The following is a 15739-nucleotide window of genomic DNA, read 5'->3' as shown; positions in this document are numbered from 1 at the left end:
ATTATGACTCAAAAAGCATATATGATTGGTACAGGTGTTGGTAACTTAGCAGCAGGTATCTATTTAATTCGTGATGGTGGCTGGCATGGTGACCAAATTACGATGTTTGGTTTAGAAAAACATGGTGCTAATGATGGCGCTGCAGTTAAAGATTATGTGACTGAATATGGTAACCAAGGTTTGAGTAATCAAAAAGGATTCCTAGCTAAAGGTGGTCGTATGTTGAATGAAGAAACATATGAAAACTTATGGGATGTTCTTCGAGAAGTGCCATCATTGGATAATCCTGGAAAGACAGTTACAGATGAAATTTTAGATTTTGATCATGCACATCCAACGCATGATATTGCACGCTTAATTGATAAAATGGATGGTATTAGAAATAAAGGCGGTAAGAATGATTATCGTCATATGCAATTTAATACACGAGATCGCGTTTTACTAACAAAATTAATGACGATGCCTGAATCAAAGGAATCAGAGATTAATGATATCAGTATTGAAAAATGGTTTGAAAATAGTCCACACATGTTTACAACTAATTTCTGGTATATGTGGCAAACAACTTTTGCCTTCAAAAAGGAAAGTTCAGCAATGGAATTACGTCGTTATATGAACCGAATGATTCTTGAATTCAGTCGTATTAACACATTGGAAGGTGTTACAAGAACACCATATAACCAATATGAAAGTATTATTTTACCAATGCGTAAATATCTTACAGACCGTGGTGTAACCTTTGTGGATAACCGTAAGATAACTGAATTTAAATTTAAAGATACAGCTTTACGTGACGATATTGTTGTCACTGGTCTTGAATATGAAGAAGTCGATAATGATAATAAAGTCGGCGAAATCATTATTAATGATGGCGATTTAGTATTTGATACGAATGGTTCAATTACAGATAGTTCATCAATGGGCGATATTGATACACCGATTGTGGAAAATATGGACTATGCACCTAGTGCTAAATTATGGAAACAAGCTACTGAACATTTCTATAACTTAGGTAAACCAGATAAATTCTTTAATGATCGTCAACAAAGTGAATGGATGAGTTTTACAGTCACAACTGATAATCATTTAGCAGTAAATGAAATTGCACGGATTACACAACAAGAACCTGGTAATGCATTGAATACCTGGGTTGATAGTAATAATTTATTATCAATCGTGGTTCATCATCAACCTCATTTCCATGCTCAAAAAGAAAATGAGACTGTATTCTGGGGTTACTGTTTATATCCTCGTCGCAAGGGTGATTTTGTTCAAAAACCATTTATCGAGATGACTGGTCGCGAAATGTTAGAAGAATTATTAGGCCATTTGGCTCAAACAGATACAGCTACGAATAATATTAGCCAACGTACAGATGAAATTATGGATAGTGTTGTTAATGTTATACCTGTTTATATGCCATATGCGAGTGCCTTATTTAACCGTCGCGCAATTGGTGATCGTCCTGACGTTGTACCTGAACATTCAAAGAATTTGGCCTTTATTAGTCAATTTGCAGAAATGCCATTTGATATGGTCTTTACAGAACAGTATTCGTTCCGTTGTGCACAAATTGCTGTGTATAAGTTCTTAGGAATTTCAGATACGCAATTAACACCATTACATCATTATGAAAAAATGCCAAAAGTTTTGGCAAAAGCAACGAAAACAATGTTTAGATAAGTTGAAATAACGATTTATAAGAATTTTTATAAATCGTTATTTTTTTGATGTATAATTAAGATTCATTCTAATTCGGAGAAGGTGTCTTAATGATCAAAATAAATACAGTAGCTGATCAGATACAATTATCAGGTATTCGTCGATTTGATGAATGGGTCTCCAAAATAGACGGTATCGATAAGTTAACGTTAGGTGAACCTAATTTCATCACACCTCAACATATTATGGACGCTACAAAAACAGCGCTTGATAACGGACAAACACATTATGAAGCCTCAGCTGGTAATCCAGAATTACGACAGGCAACTGCTGATTATTATAATGAAAAGTTTGAATTGGCTTATGACGCAAAGAATGTTTTAGTGACCGTTGGGGCAACTGAGGCAATTGCTACAGCATTAAAGACGGTAACAACACCAGGAGATTACATTTTAGTACCAGTTCCTTGTTATCCAGCTTACTTGCCATTAATGCAGTTACAAGGCGTTAAACCTATTTTTATGGATACACGTACGACGAACTTTAGGGTAACGGCAGAGCTTATTGAAAAGACATTGCAGGAAAATAAGAATAAAGCTATCGTTGGATTTATATTTAATTATCCAACTAACCCTACCGGTGTTTCTTATGGTAAAATTGAGTTATCTTCTATTAAAGATGTTTTGAAAAAACATGACATTTGGGTGATGAGCGATGAAATTTACTGCGAGTTAACCTATGAACAACCGCATATTTCCATGGCTAATTTGTATCCTGAAGGGACAATTTTAATAATGGGATTGTCTAAATCACATGCAATGACCGGTTGGCGGATTGGGTTTGTATTAGCTGAAGAACGATTAATTAATGCTATGAAAAAGGTCCACCAATATCACGTAACGACCGCGGCAACTTTATCACAAGTAGCTGCACTTGAAGCTGTTAAAAATGGGAAGCAAGATAGTGTACCAATGAGAGATGCTTATCATATTCGTCGTGATAGATTGGTAACAGCCTTAGAAAAATTAGGTTATAATTTAATTAAACCAGATGGCGCCTTTTATTTATTCGTTGAAATACCTAAAAAACTAAAATTAACGTCAGTTGAATTTTGTCAGCAACTTGCTCTGAAAGAAAAGGTAGCTGTTGTTCCAGGTAGTGCATTCACAGAATTTGGTGAGGGCTACTTTAGAATAAGTTTTGCTGCAAGTGATGAACAGTTAGCAAAACTCATCATCGCCTTGGAAAATAGTAAGCATTAAATTCAATTTATTAATCTAATTATGGTACGTTTGTATGAGTAAAAGGAGTGATTAAAATGGATGGAAATGTTGACTGGACAATTGCTGAGCTTAAAAAAATTGAAACAGAAGAAAACCAATTATTGATTGAAGCTACAATTGCGCTATTAAAAGATCAGTCAGTTGAAATTGAGAGCTTGCATGGCTCAATGGAAGGGCAGCTTTGGAGCCCAAGTAACTGGCGTAAGTAAAATCATCAATAATGGCAACAAAACAAGTGAGGAGTGACGATATGAATAATAGATTAGAAAAGTTGGACTTTGACATAACACCGGTAACTTTTAAACGCGTTTTAGTTGCCATAGATGAGGATGATTCTGAATCATCAATTTTAGCTTTTAATTATGCGGTAGCGTTAGCTAAGTTACAACAAATTCCTTTAGGGATTGTTTCAATATTAGAGACAGGTGATATGAATATTTTTGATTCTATGTCACCAGTTGTTATCAAAGAAAATAAAAAATTACTTGAAGAAAGTATCGAACGCTATGTAGATAAGGCGCATGATTTTGGCGTTAAAAATGTACAAGCAATTGTTTCTGCTGGTAGACCAGGTTCTGAAATTGTTGAGAAGGTTATTCCAGATTTTAAACCGGATATTCTAATTTGCGGTTCAAAAACGAATACGCCAAGTAATTCAAAGAAATTATTTATTGGCTCTCAAGCTAGTTATATGGCTCAAAATGCACAATGTTCCGTTAGTGTCATCAGATAATATTTTAAAAATATGAATGTTAAAAGAGCGAAAAACTCATTTTACAGTTTTTTGCTCTTTTTTAATAAAAAAATAACATAATTGTTCGTATATATGATAAGATTAACCATAGTAAATTAAAATATAGTGAGGATGGTTAAATTGAAATATTATAAAGCGTACCGAATTAGTCTTGGGTGGCAAATTTTAATTGGATTAATTTTAGGAATTATTATTGGTGCTATTGGGTATCAAAATAAACTCATTATTAACTCACTTCAACCGCTGGGAACCATCTTTATTAATATGATCAAAATGATTGTCTTACCGATTGTTGTTTCATGTCTAGTGGTCGGAATCGCCAATATGGGAGATATCCACAAATTAGGTAGAATCGGTGGAAAAACATTAATTTACTTTGAAATTATGACAACAATTGCGATTGCATTAGGATTAATTGTTGGTAACTTAACTAAACCCGGACAATTTATAGATATTACAGCTTTAAATAAAGTCGATATTAGTCAATATGTTACAACTGAAAACTCAACCTCTACTGGGTTGAGTACGATTTTAATGCATATTGTGCCAACTAATATTTTTGAGGCACTTGTTAAAGGTGATATGCTGCCTATTATCTTCTTTTCCGTTTTATTTGGACTCGGGACAGCAACGCTAGGTGAGAAGGGAAAACCGATTATTGATTTCTTCTCAGCTGTATCTGAAGTTATGTTCAAAGTGACAAACTGGGTAATGAAATTGGCACCTATCGGTGTTTTTGCATTAATTGGTGTCACAATAGCACAATTAGGCGTTTCTGCTTTAAAACCATTAGGGTTCTTTATTATTGTGACCTATATAACGATGATATTTTTTGTTATTGTAGTAATGGGTCTTGTTGCTAAATTATTTAAAATTAATTTAATCGTCTTGTTAAAGGTAATCAAGGATGAAATGATTCTTGCTTTTTCAACGGCTAGTTCTGAAGCAGCACTGCCTAAAATTATGGAAAAAATGGAAAATTTTGGTGTTAAAAAGGGAATTGTTTCTTTTGTTGTTCCAACAGGATATACATTTAATCTAGATGGATCAGCAATTTATCAGTCAATAGCTGCTCTGTTTTTGGCACAGGCATACCATATTAATTTATCAATTGGACAACAAGTTACATTATTGATTGTGTTAATGATTACGTCTAAAGGGATGGCTGGAGTACCTGGTGCATCATTTGTCGTCCTATTAGCGACAATCTCAACTATTGGTGTTCCTGCTTCGGGGTTGGCTTTTATCGCTGGAGTTGATAGAATCATAGATATGGGTCGTACAACCGTCAATGTTGTTGGTAATTCATTAGCAGCTGTTATTATCGCACAATCAGAAAATGAATTTGATCGTGAAAAGAATCAAAAGTATTTAGAAAAATTGAACATTAAGTAACCTTAAAAAGGGGGCTTTCGGAAAAAAATGACGAAAGAAATTAAATTAAAATGGTTGTTAATAGGTTCAGTGATTAGTAGCGCAGGTTCAAGTTTCGTCTGGCCGTTAACAACAATTTACATGCATAACTATTTAGGTAAAAGTTTAACATTTTCTGGAATTGTACTATTAATAAACTCAGTTGCGACTATTATTGGTAATTATGCTGGTGGTTATTTATTTGATAAATGGCGGCCTTATTATGCGACATTGGTAGGAATCGTAATTGCATGGTTGGCCGTATTAGGCTTAGTTTTCATGCATGGCTGGCCAGCATACCCAATTTTGCTAGTTATTTTGGGTCTTGGTAACGGGATTGTGGCAACAATTTTAAATTCATTTGCGGCCACAATTAGAAGAAAAGATAGTCGATATGTTTTTAATCTCTTTTATTTAGCTTTAAATTTAGGGATTGTTATTGGGACATTATTAGTTGGATACGTGATTGAAGTTAGTGTCACAATGGTCTTTGTATCAGCATTAATTTTATATTCAATATTTTTGATTACTGCTATTTTAGCGTATAGAGTTGATCCAATACGAAAAAAAGTGAAACCAACAAAATCAGAACAATCAGCTGGTGTTAATCCCAAAGTTTGGATTATCGGCGCAATGTGGTTAACATTCCTGGTTATTTGGTTGAGTTACGAGCAATGGCAAAGTAATTTATCAATTTATATGGATAAGTTAGATATTCCATTGAGTCAATATAGTTTATTATGGACGATTAATGCAGGACTCATTGTTTTTGGACAACCACTAGTGACGCTTGTAACGAGAACAATTGCTAAGTCATTATTTAGACAAATTATTATGGGTGTTGGCTTATTTGCGTTATCATTTACAACACTTATTTTTGCGAAAGACTTTTCTCATTTTGTCTTTTCAATGGTCTTGTTGACGTTAGGTGAAATGGTCGCATTCCCAGCCATTCCGGCATGGATTAATGAACTGGCCGAGCCAGGTCAAGAAGGTAAGGCACAAGGAACGATTAATATTGCCGCATCTATTGGTAAAGCGTTAGGACCATTAGTTGGTGGAATCGTAATTGAACGATTGTCATACAACGGTTTGTTCGTTGGTTCGACATTATTAATCTTACTTGCCTTGGCAGTTGTTGTTATTGCAACTAAGAAAGCGAATATAAAATCGTAAAAAAATACCACAACTTTTATAAGGTTGTGGTATTTTTTATTCTAAATCATTAAAATAGGCTAATAAATCAGTCGTAGATAGGTTGGCACGTTTTTCACCTGATAAATCAGATTGAATCTGACCATCATTTAAGACAATTGTTCGATTACCATATGATAATGCGTCCTCTAAGTGATGCGTAATCATTAGACAAGATAATTGTTCTTGTTCAACAATTTCGGCGGTTAATTTTAATAATTCTTGGCTTGTTTTGGGGTCGAGGGCGGCCGTATGTTCATCTAGTAGCAGTAAGTCAGGTTGAATCAAAGTTGCCATTAAAAAACTTAATGTTTGACGTTGACCACCAGACAAGTTTCCAGCAGGTGTATTTAAATGTTCTGATAAACCATTTGGCATCTTTGCGGTTAATTCACGAAATTGCGTCATTTTTTGTTTTAAATGACGAGGTTTAAACCGACGGCGACTGCCTCGATTTAAGGCTAATAATAGATTTTCAGCGACTGTCATTCTAGGTGCTGTGCCCATTTTAGGATCTTGAAAAACACGACTAATATAATTTGTCCGTTTAATATCATTTTCATTCGTAATATTTTTATTGCGTAACATAATTTTGCCACTCGTTGGTTTAATATTACCAGCAATTGTATTGAAAAGGGTCGATTTACCAGCGCCATTAGTACCAATTACAGTTATAAAATCGCCTTTATTGATGGTGAGGTTTAAATTTTTTAAGATTTGTTGCTCCTCAGAAGTACCGGTATTAACGGTAGTGACGATATTGGAAAGTGAAAAAATGGGTTCAGTCATTTTGAATGGCCTCCTTCAAACAAAGTATTTAGTCTTAGCGCTTTTCGGAGAGTTGGTAACATTAAACAGAATGCTAAAATAATAGCAGAAATTAATTTTAAATCGTTTGCGTTAAAGCCTAATGTTAATACAATTAAAATAACAAATCGGTAGAAAATACTACCAATGACAACGGCAACCAAACGTGCTGTTAATGATAAGTTACCAAAAACAACTTCACCGATAATAATTGCAGCAAGCCCAATGACAATCGTTCCGATACCCATACTGATATCAGCATAGCCATTATTTTGCGCGATTAGCCCACCGGCAAGTCCGATGAAGCCATTTGAAACCATTAGTCCTAAAATCTTCATACGATCGGTTTGGATACCAAGTGAGCGGGCCATTTTTTCATTATCACCGGTTGCGATGAACGCTTGGCCTAATTCGGTATTTAAAAAGAAAGCGAGTAAGCCAATACTAATGATAACCAGAATGAGCCCTAATACAACGGAATCAAAAGATGCAGGAAGATTAGTTAGAAAGTGAGCAGAAAAAATTGTATTTTGTCCAAGTAAACTGATATTTGCTTTTGTTAAAATTCGTAGGTTAATTGAATATAAACTTGTCATGACAAGGATTCCAGCTAATAAAATCGGAATTTTACCTTTTGTATAAAGTAACCCGGTGGCTAGACCAGCTAGTGTCCCTGCTAGAAATGCAAAGAATGTGGCCAGAAGCGGGTTAACTCCGTGGATTAGACAAATCACAGTTACGCTGGCGCCCATTGGAAAAGTACCTTCGACAGTCATATCAGGAAAGTCTAAAATTCTAAATGAAAGATAAAGACCAAGACCTAAAACCCCCCATAGGAGTCCTTGTCCGATAGCAGATACAATAATTGTCATTTGATTAACTCTCCTTTATTTTTGGCTTGATCAATTAATGCTTGTGGAATTGTAATATTTAAGGCCTTTGCTGTTTTCAAATTAATAACAAGATCACCTTTTTTTACAAAATTAATTGGTGTTGTTGCAGGGACACTTTTTCCAGAAAGAACGGCAGCAGCCATTTTACCAGTGGCTACACCTAAATCATATTGGTTAATACTAATAGTTGCCAAGCCGCCATTTTTGACCATTGTATCTACTGCAGGGAAAATTGGAATTTTAGCTTGTGTCGCATTTTTAACGAGAGTCTGCATACTTGATGCTACTGTGTTATCCGTGGGGACATAAACGGCATCAACAGATGCTACGAGCGATTGTGACACTTGGTCAACATCATTTGTAGAGGTAATTGTTGCCGATTTAACTTCTAAGCCTGATTTGATTGCTGCAGATTTAAATTGTTGATACTGTTTTGTAGCTGAATCGTCACTTGATGTGTAAAGGACACCCACGGTTTTCATATTAGGTATTAGTTCCTTCATTAAAGCTAACTGTGCTTTAATAGGTGCTTGATCAGAAACACCGGTGATATTATTACCTGGTTTCTGATTGTTGCTAACTAAACCAGAACCTTTTGGATCAGTAACGGCACCTAAAATAATTGGTGTTTTTTTAGTTACATTAGCTAAAGATTGTGCAGAGGGTGTTGCGATACCAATCATGAGATTAACATTTTCATTATTAAACTTGTCACTCATTGATTTTAAATTACTTTGATCAGCTTCAGCATTTTGGAAATCAATATTCACAGACTTACCAGGTACGTAACCTTCTTTTTCTAATCCAGCAATAATTCCTTTATGAATCGCATCCAGTGCAGGATGTGTTGTTAATTGAAGAATACCAATTGTTGGTACTCCTTTAGCGTTTGAAAATGTTGTTGGTTGAAGTGTTGAGAAAAAAGCAATCACTAAGAATAAAAATAACGCAATAATGGTTCCAATTAATCGTTTCATTTTATAAGTACCCCTTTAATTTTTAATAAAAAAAGACAGTCCTCAGATTCGAGGGCCGTCTTGAAAGACAAAACCCCCGCATGAATATACTGATATCCATACAGGGGTTTTGATTTATAGAAACCAAACCGATATACAGATACAATCTGAATAGACAGATTATATCTGTAAAAAACAGACTACAATCTGAATAACCGGCTTTGCCAACGATTATTAAGTTTTACTTGTGAATAAGTCATAGGCTTGATTTCCTCTCTGAGTTAGTTGATAAATGTAGTATAGATAAATCTGATATTATTGTCAAATATTATTTAAAAGATTTTAAAAGTTATAAAGAGTATAATTTAGAAAACAACAAAATTGATTCGACATTCATAGTGCGGTATGATATTTTTATTGGGAATAGCGCACTATGAATTCATAATATGAGGTGAAAAACTATGAAAAAATCGTTAAAGATTGGTATTAGTATCGGAAGTATTTTAGTTTTGGGAATTCTTGGTGGAGCAAGTTTCAATCAAAGTATGCATTTTAATAAAGGCATCACAATTAATGATACAGATGTCAGTGGATTAAGTGTTGATAAAGTTATTAGTAAGTTAAAAAATGAAACGTCAAAAAATGTTATTTATGTAGGTAAAACAAAAATAGTCGATGCAAAAGATACAACAACTGGTTTTACTGATGAAGATAAGCCAGCGATTAAAGCATTGTTGAAGAAGCAACGTACCATTCTTCCTTCAAATGTTAAGAAAAATTATGCGATTGTTCCACAAAAGTTGAATACAACAGTTAAGGATCAATTAAAAGCACAATTAAAAACCCAACTAACAAAGTTAAATAAAACAAGAACAGTGGCTGTTGATGCAAGTCCCATTTTAAAAAATGGAAAAGTATCAGTAACACCTGGGAAAAAAGGGAATCAATATAATGTTAAGCAAATTTTAGCTGCCTATGATAAGGCTGGCTATAGTAGCATTACGAAGTTGAAGGATACTGAACTCCAACCTTTATCTGCTGACAGTAAAACAGTTAAAGCTGATACTGAAAAATTGGATACACTAGCTGCTAGACAGACTGTTTATACCGTTCAATCAACGAAGTATACGTTGAAGGGTGCAGATATTCTTAAGCAAGCAACTGTTGAAGATGGTAAATATGTTGTTGATACGAGTGGTATTTCTGCAAAAGTAGATGAAATTAATAAGAAACAAGCAACATTGAATAAAAAGTATAATTTTAAAACGGCTACAGGAAGTACTGTTCCAGTTAGTGGACAATCATATGGTTGGGCCCTTGGAATGAATGACTCAGTGACACATGTTTTGACAGCGTTAGAAGATGGTACTGCAGCTATTGACGCAACCAATGATAAATATGGTGTTGGCTATAATACTTATGGAACTGGTTACACAACGACTGCAAATGATGGACTTGGAGATACGTATGCTGAAGTGTCAATTGCGCAGCAGAAAGTTTGGATCCATAAAAATGGCAAGGTTGTTTTAACAACTGATGTTGCAACTGGTAAACATAGTACTGGTGAAGATACAACTAAGGGTGTTTGGTATATTATGTACAAACAAACGCCATCAATACTTAAAGGTAGTGAAGTTGGTAAAGCTAATTATTCTGTCAAAGTTAGTTACTGGGCTCAATTCACAAATAGTGGAATTGGTTTCCATGACGCTAGTTGGAGAACAAATTGGTCTAAAACAGCTTATCTTAAAGATGGTTCTGGTGGTTGTGTTAATACAAAACCAGCCGCAATGGCAACTTTATTTGCGAACGTTTCACAAAACGAACCTGTTGTTGTTTATTAATTTAAGGCTTAATCAGTTCTTAAACTGGTTAAGCTTTTTTTAATGATTTATTATTAATAACTTCATAGATAAGTCATAAAGCCAAGGTAGTATGAACCTATACCAGAAAGGAAGTTTAACAAAATGAAAATAGATAAAAACAAAGATAATAAATTAATAAGTGATAATATCGTTTCTGCACAAGTCATTGCGTTGAACAATCATATTATTACTGTAAAAACTGAAAATTCAGAAATTATAAAAATTAAACAACCAAATAGTACAAAAAATGACAAGATATTTCTAGAGACAATGAAAGATATTTTACGGTCGGGATTGTGGATTCCTGTGAATCGAGTCATGCAAATTATAATGCGTTATGACTGGTTTGATACGCCATTTGAAGAATATAGTTATGTATAGAAATCATGTATAATAACGTTAGAGGTGGCAGGGATGACGATTAAATTAATTGCAGTAGATTTAGATGGTACATTTTTAAGGGATGATAAATCATACGATAAAGAAAGATTTTCGCATCAATTTGAAAGGATGCAACAACAGGGAATACATTTTGTGGTAGCAAGTGGGAATCCAACCTTAGCCATTGAACAATATTTTAAAGAAATTAAAGATAAAATTGGTTACGTTGCTGAAAATGGAGCAGTCATTCAAGATGCAAAAGAGTTATTGAAAGAATACATTTTTGAAAATAGTCTCTATCAAGAAACGATTCAGTATTTGAAGGAAACATTCACTGAAATAGGACTATTAGCGGTTAATAATCAAGGAGGTTTCTATGATAAACGGGAATCTGATACATTTATTCAAGATGTAAATGATTATTATCCGAAAGTAACCGGAGTCGATAATTTGGTATCACTTAATCAAGGAATTTCTATGCTGACGGGTCATTTTCCCGTGTCGTTATATGAAAGAATATCATTACAATTAAATACTGAAATGAATAATAAACTTCAAGCAAAAGCGTCTGGATTTGGTTATATTGATATTAATTTAGTGAACGCGACAAAGAAAAACGGCATAAATTTACTACAAAATCGTTGGCAAATCTTGGATGAAGAAGTTGCGACATTTGGGGATAATGATAATGATCAAGAAATGTTGGCGTTCACGCCGAATAGTTTTTCTATGGCTAGCGGATCAAAGTTAGCTAAAAAAACAGCAAAACACATCATTGGGTTGAATCAAAATGATAGTGTTTTGGATAGCATTGATGATATTTTAAATCATAAATTGTAAAGAAACGTTCTTTTCCAAGGGGCGTTTCTTTTTAGTTCTTTGTATCCGTTTACTTATGCAGTATAATAGAGTTATTAAAGCATAATCGGAGGAATGTAATTTTGACAGTCAAGATAATTGCAGTGGATTTAGATGGTACATTTTTAAGAGATAATAAAACGTTTGATGAAGTTAGATTTAGTCACCAATTAGTTGAACTAAAAAATAAAGGGATTCATTTCGTGGTAGCAAGTGGAAATCAAGTTATGAAAATTAAAGATATTTTTAAACGTATCTCTGGTGAAATAGGTTACGTTTCAGATAACGGTGCGGTTATTTATGATGGCAACACCCATATCAGATCATTTAATATTGATCCAGCCGTATTTGAAAAAACAGTTTTATATATCCAAAAGGTATCGCCAAATTATGGAATCTTAGCATCAACAGATGAGAGTGGGTATATTGATGCAAGTGAGTCTGATAACTTTGTAGAAATGGCTAATACGTACTATCCAGACATTATTAAGGTCCCTAATTTAAGTAAGGTTGAAAAAACTATTTCTAAAGTTACGATTAATGGCCCCATTGACGAATATAAAACATTTGCGGTTAAATTAAAAGAAAATGTTGATGAATCATTAGTTGCAAAAGTTTCTGGTTTTGGATTTATTGATATCAATGTTAAAGAGGCAACAAAACAAAATGGGTTAAATGCTTTGCAAGAATTATGGGATGTAAAAGATGATGAAGTAGTAACCGTTGGAGATAATGATAATGATGCTGAGATGTTGGCATACACACCATTAAGTTTTGCAATGGAAAAGTCTTCAAATATGGCAGCTAAAATGGCAAATCATCGTATCGGTTCAAATCAAGATGATAGCGTCTTAGATTTAATTGATGACGTTTTAGCAGGTAAATATTAAAATATAATTTAGATAATGACGTAAAAATAAGTGATGATTATCACTTATTTTTTTACAAAAAAAACCACTTTCTTGTGAAAGTGGCAGATAATTAAATTTATTTAGAAACAACGCTAAAACGTTCTTGATGATGTGAATTAGATTCAATTTCATCAACCAATGCGATAGAGAAGTCGGCATAGCTAATTTCACTATTACCTTGTGAATTCATTGTTAAAACGTCACCGGCAATTTGATAGTGGCCTGTTTTTTCGCCACTAGGATTGAAAAATGCAGCTGGTGAAATATAGACCCAATCTACATTTGAAACGGTACGGAGTGTGACTAAAGCATCACGCATATTTTTGGCTGTTGCTTTAGCACCTTCAGGGAAGTCAGGTGTATCACCAAGTAACAGTGTTTTTTCAGAATCAACGAAAAGACTACTTGCGCCACCAACAATAACGAGCTTAACCTTAGTATCAGCTAAGATATCCGTTAAATGTTTTAATGATGTTTGATGAAGATTTTCTTGACCAAATGGAGCGTTAAAAGCATCTACAATAACATCAAATAATTCTAAATCAGCAGTTGTTAACTTGAAAAGATCTTTTTCTATAAAAGGAACATCTTCTGTTAATTTGCTTTTATTTCTAATAATAGCAGTAACATCTAAATGACGAGAAACTGCCTCTTTTAATGTAGATTGTCCTTGTTTACCAGTTGCACCAATAATTCCAATTTTCATTTTATAACTCCCTTTCTAAGTAACTGTCTTCACAATAGTTGAATGACATTTTTTTGTCAAAGAATAAGTCGTCAGGTTACATCTTTATTTTAACTGATAAATATGGTATGTTTATAGTTGTTATGGGGATGTTCAGGATTCGACAGGTATAGGTTGAGCTTGGATTGCGTTTCGAAGTTTGCGTCTTCGTTAAAACGCTCAGTTAAATTATAACTGCAAAAAATAATAGTAATACTTACGCTTTAGCTGCTTAATAGCGCTCTAACGTAGATCCTCCTAGTATCGTCCATGTGCTAGATCTGGGTCCTAAATTAAGTGGACTTACGTTAACTTCTTCCACCTGGAGAAGTTAAAAGAGACTAATCAGGTTAGTCAGACGTGTTAGCCCTGTTATACGGCGCTACGGTTGGCGAATTTTAAATAGTATAACTATGAACGTAGATGTTTGAGTGGCAATATGCTTGGACGCGGGTTCGACTCCCGCCATCTCCATTTTACAGTTTGAATAAGGTTGAAAAGCCTTATAAAATATCACTTTTGCATTTTAAAAGTTTGAATAAGATTGAATGAGTTTGAATGCAAATTAAGGTGTTTTTAAGGTGATTTTTGACAATCCTATTCAACATAACAGATGAAAAGATGACTTGATTCGACGAGTTATCTTTTTTATTTTGCCATAAAATTAGAGGTCTATTATGAAAAAATAAATTAATTTGTTAGAAATTACGGACACAAAAAATGACCATTTACAAAGGATTATTTTTGTAAGTAGTCGTTTTTTACGAACTTTATATTAAAATAAAGGTATAAACCAAGAAAGAATATAGTTAGTAACCATATCTAATATTGGAGATAGAGGTTAACTCTTTTAATTTTTTAGATTGATTGTCAGATAAAGGTTGTTCATCATTCCTGATGGCTTTAGAAAGATCTAAGTTCATGCGACTTAAAATGAATGGAACAGAAGAACGTTTTTGTTTTAGTTCTTCGAGATAAGCTTGTAACGTAATTTTAAGTGTATTATTACCATTATTTGTACTTAAATCAGTTAATAAATCGGTAATAATTTGTTCGGCCTGTTTTCCACGATCATCTCCGCCGGAAAACCATTTTAATTTATTCATAGACTAGAACTCCTTAATTTATTTGTATTAACTAATAATATATTAAAATATATAAATTAAAGAGAAATAGTTAACATAATAAATGATAAATATGGTCCCAGTTGATCATTAAAATATAAATTAACCTACCAGTTTATGCCTGCCATATTTGTTGGAAGTATATTTTATCTTTAAAAAGTGGAATTATTTTTAGTTGATTTAATGACTAATCTTTGTAATACTAAATTTATAAAAATTTAGGGGGTTCGTATGTCAAAAGGTAGAGTTGAAGCGTTCACAGATGCTGTAGTTGCTATTATTATGACAATCATGGTTTTAGAGTTAAAAGCACCAGAGGGAGACACATTTTCAGATTTAATACCGCTTCAAAGTACTTTTTTAGCTTACGTATTAAGTTTCTTTTTAATTGGTGTCACCTGGAATAATCATCATCACATGTTTCAATTGGCGGATAAAATCAATGGGCGGGTGTTGATTGTTAATACTGGATTTATGTTTGTAATGTCATTCATGCCATTTGCAACAAGCTGGGTTGGTGAACATTATAATAAATTTGCGCCTGCCTTTTTATATGGCCTTGTCTTTCTATTATTTAATATTATGTATGTAGTATTAACTAATGAATTACTTCGAGCAAATGGGCCTGAATCAAATTTAGCAAAAGCAATTAAAAATGACAATAAAACATGGGTGTCGTTATCTTTTTCACTTATTGGATTGATGTCAGTATTTATTAAACCAGAGTTGGTGTTAATTTTTTGTCTGATTGTACCATCAATTTGGTTTATACCTAATCGATTAATTGAAAATTTCTATAAAGACAAATGAAAAAAAGTTCCAACAAGAAATTTCTTGTGTAATAATCCCTTTATGGTTGTCAGATGAAATAATATAATTTCATCCGATAATCATGGAGGGATTTTTGTATGTCC

Annotated in this window: 16 protein-coding genes and 1 other RNA gene; 12 read left to right on the top strand and 5 right to left on the bottom strand. The window is 33.5% G+C overall.

Features of this window, described 5'->3' with window-relative positions:
* The first annotated feature begins 3 nt into the window (after nucleotides 1–3).
* The 6 genes from AC1RPY_RS03765 to AC1RPY_RS03740 all read left to right on the top strand — a co-directional run bounded on the left by AC1RPY_RS03765 (nucleotide 4) and on the right by AC1RPY_RS03740 (nucleotide 6288).
* A complete protein-coding gene (locus AC1RPY_RS03765) occupies nucleotides 4–1683 on the top strand; it encodes an oleate hydratase (protein ID WP_481761423.1) in 1680 nt (559 codons plus the stop codon).
* Between the two features lie 89 nt (nucleotides 1684–1772).
* Entirely contained in the window at nucleotides 1773–2924 is a 1152-nt protein-coding gene (locus tag AC1RPY_RS03760; protein WP_481761422.1) for an aminotransferase class I/II-fold pyridoxal phosphate-dependent enzyme, read from the top strand.
* 56 nt (nucleotides 2925–2980) lie between these two features.
* Nucleotides 2981–3154, top strand: a complete 174-nt coding sequence (locus AC1RPY_RS03755) for a hypothetical protein (RefSeq protein WP_409022253.1) — start codon at nucleotides 2981–2983, stop codon at nucleotides 3152–3154.
* Nucleotides 3155–3195: 41 nt separating this feature from the next.
* A complete protein-coding gene (locus AC1RPY_RS03750; RefSeq protein ID WP_481761421.1) occupies nucleotides 3196–3678 on the top strand; it encodes a universal stress protein in 483 nt (160 codons plus the stop codon).
* A gap of 141 nt (nucleotides 3679–3819) precedes the next feature.
* The gene (locus AC1RPY_RS03745; protein WP_481761420.1) at nucleotides 3820–5094 is read left to right on the top strand and encodes a cation:dicarboxylate symporter family transporter; all 1275 of its coding nucleotides are present in this window, start codon (nucleotides 3820–3822) and stop codon (nucleotides 5092–5094) included.
* A gap of 27 nt (nucleotides 5095–5121) precedes the next feature.
* Nucleotides 5122–6288: an MDR family MFS transporter gene (locus tag AC1RPY_RS03740; RefSeq protein ID WP_481761419.1), complete on the top strand. Its 1167-nt coding sequence runs from the start codon at nucleotides 5122–5124 to the stop codon at nucleotides 6286–6288.
* A 36-nt stretch (nucleotides 6289–6324) separates the two neighbouring features.
* Here the strand turns inward: AC1RPY_RS03740 and AC1RPY_RS03735 are convergent, their stop codons facing one another.
* From AC1RPY_RS03735 to trpX, 3 genes are read right to left on the bottom strand one after another with little or no spacing between them, the layout of a single operon-like run.
* Nucleotides 6325–7095: an ABC transporter ATP-binding protein gene (locus tag AC1RPY_RS03735; protein WP_481761418.1), complete on the bottom strand. Its 771-nt coding sequence runs from the start codon at nucleotides 7093–7095 to the stop codon at nucleotides 6325–6327.
* Nucleotides 7092–7985: an ABC transporter permease gene (locus AC1RPY_RS03730; RefSeq protein WP_481761417.1), complete on the bottom strand. Its 894-nt coding sequence runs from the start codon at nucleotides 7983–7985 to the stop codon at nucleotides 7092–7094. Before AC1RPY_RS03730 ends, AC1RPY_RS03735 begins: the two co-directional genes overlap by 4 nt.
* A complete protein-coding gene (gene trpX, locus AC1RPY_RS03725; protein WP_481761416.1) occupies nucleotides 7982–8983 on the bottom strand; it encodes a tryptophan ABC transporter substrate-binding protein in 1002 nt (333 codons plus the stop codon). The genes AC1RPY_RS03730 and trpX overlap by 4 nt, the downstream gene beginning before the upstream one ends.
* 440 nt (nucleotides 8984–9423) lie before the next feature.
* Here trpX and AC1RPY_RS03720 point away from each other — a divergent pair, with 440 nt between their 5' ends.
* The 4 genes from AC1RPY_RS03720 to AC1RPY_RS03705 all read left to right on the top strand — a co-directional run bounded on the left by AC1RPY_RS03720 (nucleotide 9424) and on the right by AC1RPY_RS03705 (nucleotide 12956).
* A complete protein-coding gene (locus AC1RPY_RS03720) occupies nucleotides 9424–10806 on the top strand; it encodes a L,D-transpeptidase family protein (protein ID WP_481761415.1) in 1383 nt (460 codons plus the stop codon).
* A gap of 123 nt (nucleotides 10807–10929) precedes the next feature.
* The gene (locus tag AC1RPY_RS03715; RefSeq protein ID WP_409022261.1) at nucleotides 10930–11208 is read left to right on the top strand and encodes a hypothetical protein; all 279 of its coding nucleotides are present in this window, start codon (nucleotides 10930–10932) and stop codon (nucleotides 11206–11208) included.
* 33 nt (nucleotides 11209–11241) lie between these two features.
* The gene (locus tag AC1RPY_RS03710) at nucleotides 11242–12048 is read left to right on the top strand and encodes a Cof-type HAD-IIB family hydrolase (protein WP_481761414.1); all 807 of its coding nucleotides are present in this window, start codon (nucleotides 11242–11244) and stop codon (nucleotides 12046–12048) included.
* Between the two features lie 101 nt (nucleotides 12049–12149).
* Nucleotides 12150–12956 (top strand): Cof-type HAD-IIB family hydrolase, encoded by an 807-nt coding sequence (locus AC1RPY_RS03705; RefSeq protein ID WP_409022263.1) that lies wholly within the window; start codon nucleotides 12150–12152, stop codon nucleotides 12954–12956.
* A 97-nt stretch (nucleotides 12957–13053) separates the two neighbouring features.
* Here the strand turns inward: AC1RPY_RS03705 and AC1RPY_RS03700 are convergent, their stop codons facing one another.
* Nucleotides 13054–13683: an NAD(P)-dependent oxidoreductase gene (locus AC1RPY_RS03700; protein WP_481761413.1), complete on the bottom strand. Its 630-nt coding sequence runs from the start codon at nucleotides 13681–13683 to the stop codon at nucleotides 13054–13056.
* A gap of 124 nt (nucleotides 13684–13807) precedes the next feature.
* Between AC1RPY_RS03700 and ssrA the strand changes: the two genes are divergently transcribed.
* Nucleotides 13808–14178: a transfer-messenger RNA gene (ssrA, locus tag AC1RPY_RS03695) on the top strand.
* A gap of 332 nt (nucleotides 14179–14510) precedes the next feature.
* Here the strand turns inward: ssrA and AC1RPY_RS03690 are convergent.
* Nucleotides 14511–14807, bottom strand: coding sequence for a bacteriocin immunity protein (locus AC1RPY_RS03690; protein WP_481761412.1), 297 nt, complete (start codon nucleotides 14805–14807; stop codon nucleotides 14511–14513).
* 249 nt (nucleotides 14808–15056) lie between these two features.
* On the opposite strand from AC1RPY_RS03690, the gene AC1RPY_RS03685 reads away from it, so the two are divergent.
* Nucleotides 15057–15635, top strand: coding sequence for a TMEM175 family protein (locus AC1RPY_RS03685; RefSeq protein ID WP_409022266.1), 579 nt, complete (start codon nucleotides 15057–15059; stop codon nucleotides 15633–15635).
* Nucleotides 15636–15739: the final 104 nt, after the last annotated feature.

The organism is Dellaglioa sp. CoH-56-MRSF-12, assembly GCF_056782075.1.
This window is presented reverse-complemented; position numbering and strand designations above follow the sequence as displayed.

Bases quoted from the DNA above. Each gene is read 5' to 3' on its own strand.
- trpX (WP_481761416.1), bottom strand. From the start codon at position 8,983: ATGAAACGATTAATTGGAACCATTATTGCGTTATTTTTATTCTTAGTG.
- AC1RPY_RS03750 (WP_481761421.1), top strand. From the start codon at position 3,196: ATGAATAATAGATTAGAAAAGTTGGACTTTGACATAACACCGGTAACT.
- AC1RPY_RS03685 (WP_409022266.1), top strand. From the start codon at position 15,057: ATGTCAAAAGGTAGAGTTGAAGCGTTCACAGATGCTGTAGTTGCTATT.
- AC1RPY_RS03700 (WP_481761413.1), bottom strand. From the start codon at position 13,683: ATGAAAATTGGAATTATTGGTGCAACTGGTAAACAAGGACAATCTACA.
- AC1RPY_RS03710 (WP_481761414.1), top strand. From the start codon at position 11,242: ATGACGATTAAATTAATTGCAGTAGATTTAGATGGTACATTTTTAAGG.
- AC1RPY_RS03690 (WP_481761412.1), bottom strand. From the start codon at position 14,807: ATGAATAAATTAAAATGGTTTTCCGGCGGAGATGATCGTGGAAAACAG.
- AC1RPY_RS03730 (WP_481761417.1), bottom strand. From the start codon at position 7,985: ATGACAATTATTGTATCTGCTATCGGACAAGGACTCCTATGGGGGGTT.
- AC1RPY_RS03740 (WP_481761419.1), top strand. From the start codon at position 5,122: ATGACGAAAGAAATTAAATTAAAATGGTTGTTAATAGGTTCAGTGATT.
- AC1RPY_RS03765 (WP_481761423.1), top strand. From the start codon at position 4: ATGACTCAAAAAGCATATATGATTGGTACAGGTGTTGGTAACTTAGCA.
- AC1RPY_RS03720 (WP_481761415.1), top strand. From the start codon at position 9,424: ATGAAAAAATCGTTAAAGATTGGTATTAGTATCGGAAGTATTTTAGTT.
- AC1RPY_RS03715 (WP_409022261.1), top strand. From the start codon at position 10,930: ATGAAAATAGATAAAAACAAAGATAATAAATTAATAAGTGATAATATC.
- AC1RPY_RS03760 (WP_481761422.1), top strand. From the start codon at position 1,773: ATGATCAAAATAAATACAGTAGCTGATCAGATACAATTATCAGGTATT.
- AC1RPY_RS03735 (WP_481761418.1), bottom strand. From the start codon at position 7,095: ATGACTGAACCCATTTTTTCACTTTCCAATATCGTCACTACCGTTAAT.
- AC1RPY_RS03755 (WP_409022253.1), top strand. From the start codon at position 2,981: ATGGATGGAAATGTTGACTGGACAATTGCTGAGCTTAAAAAAATTGAA.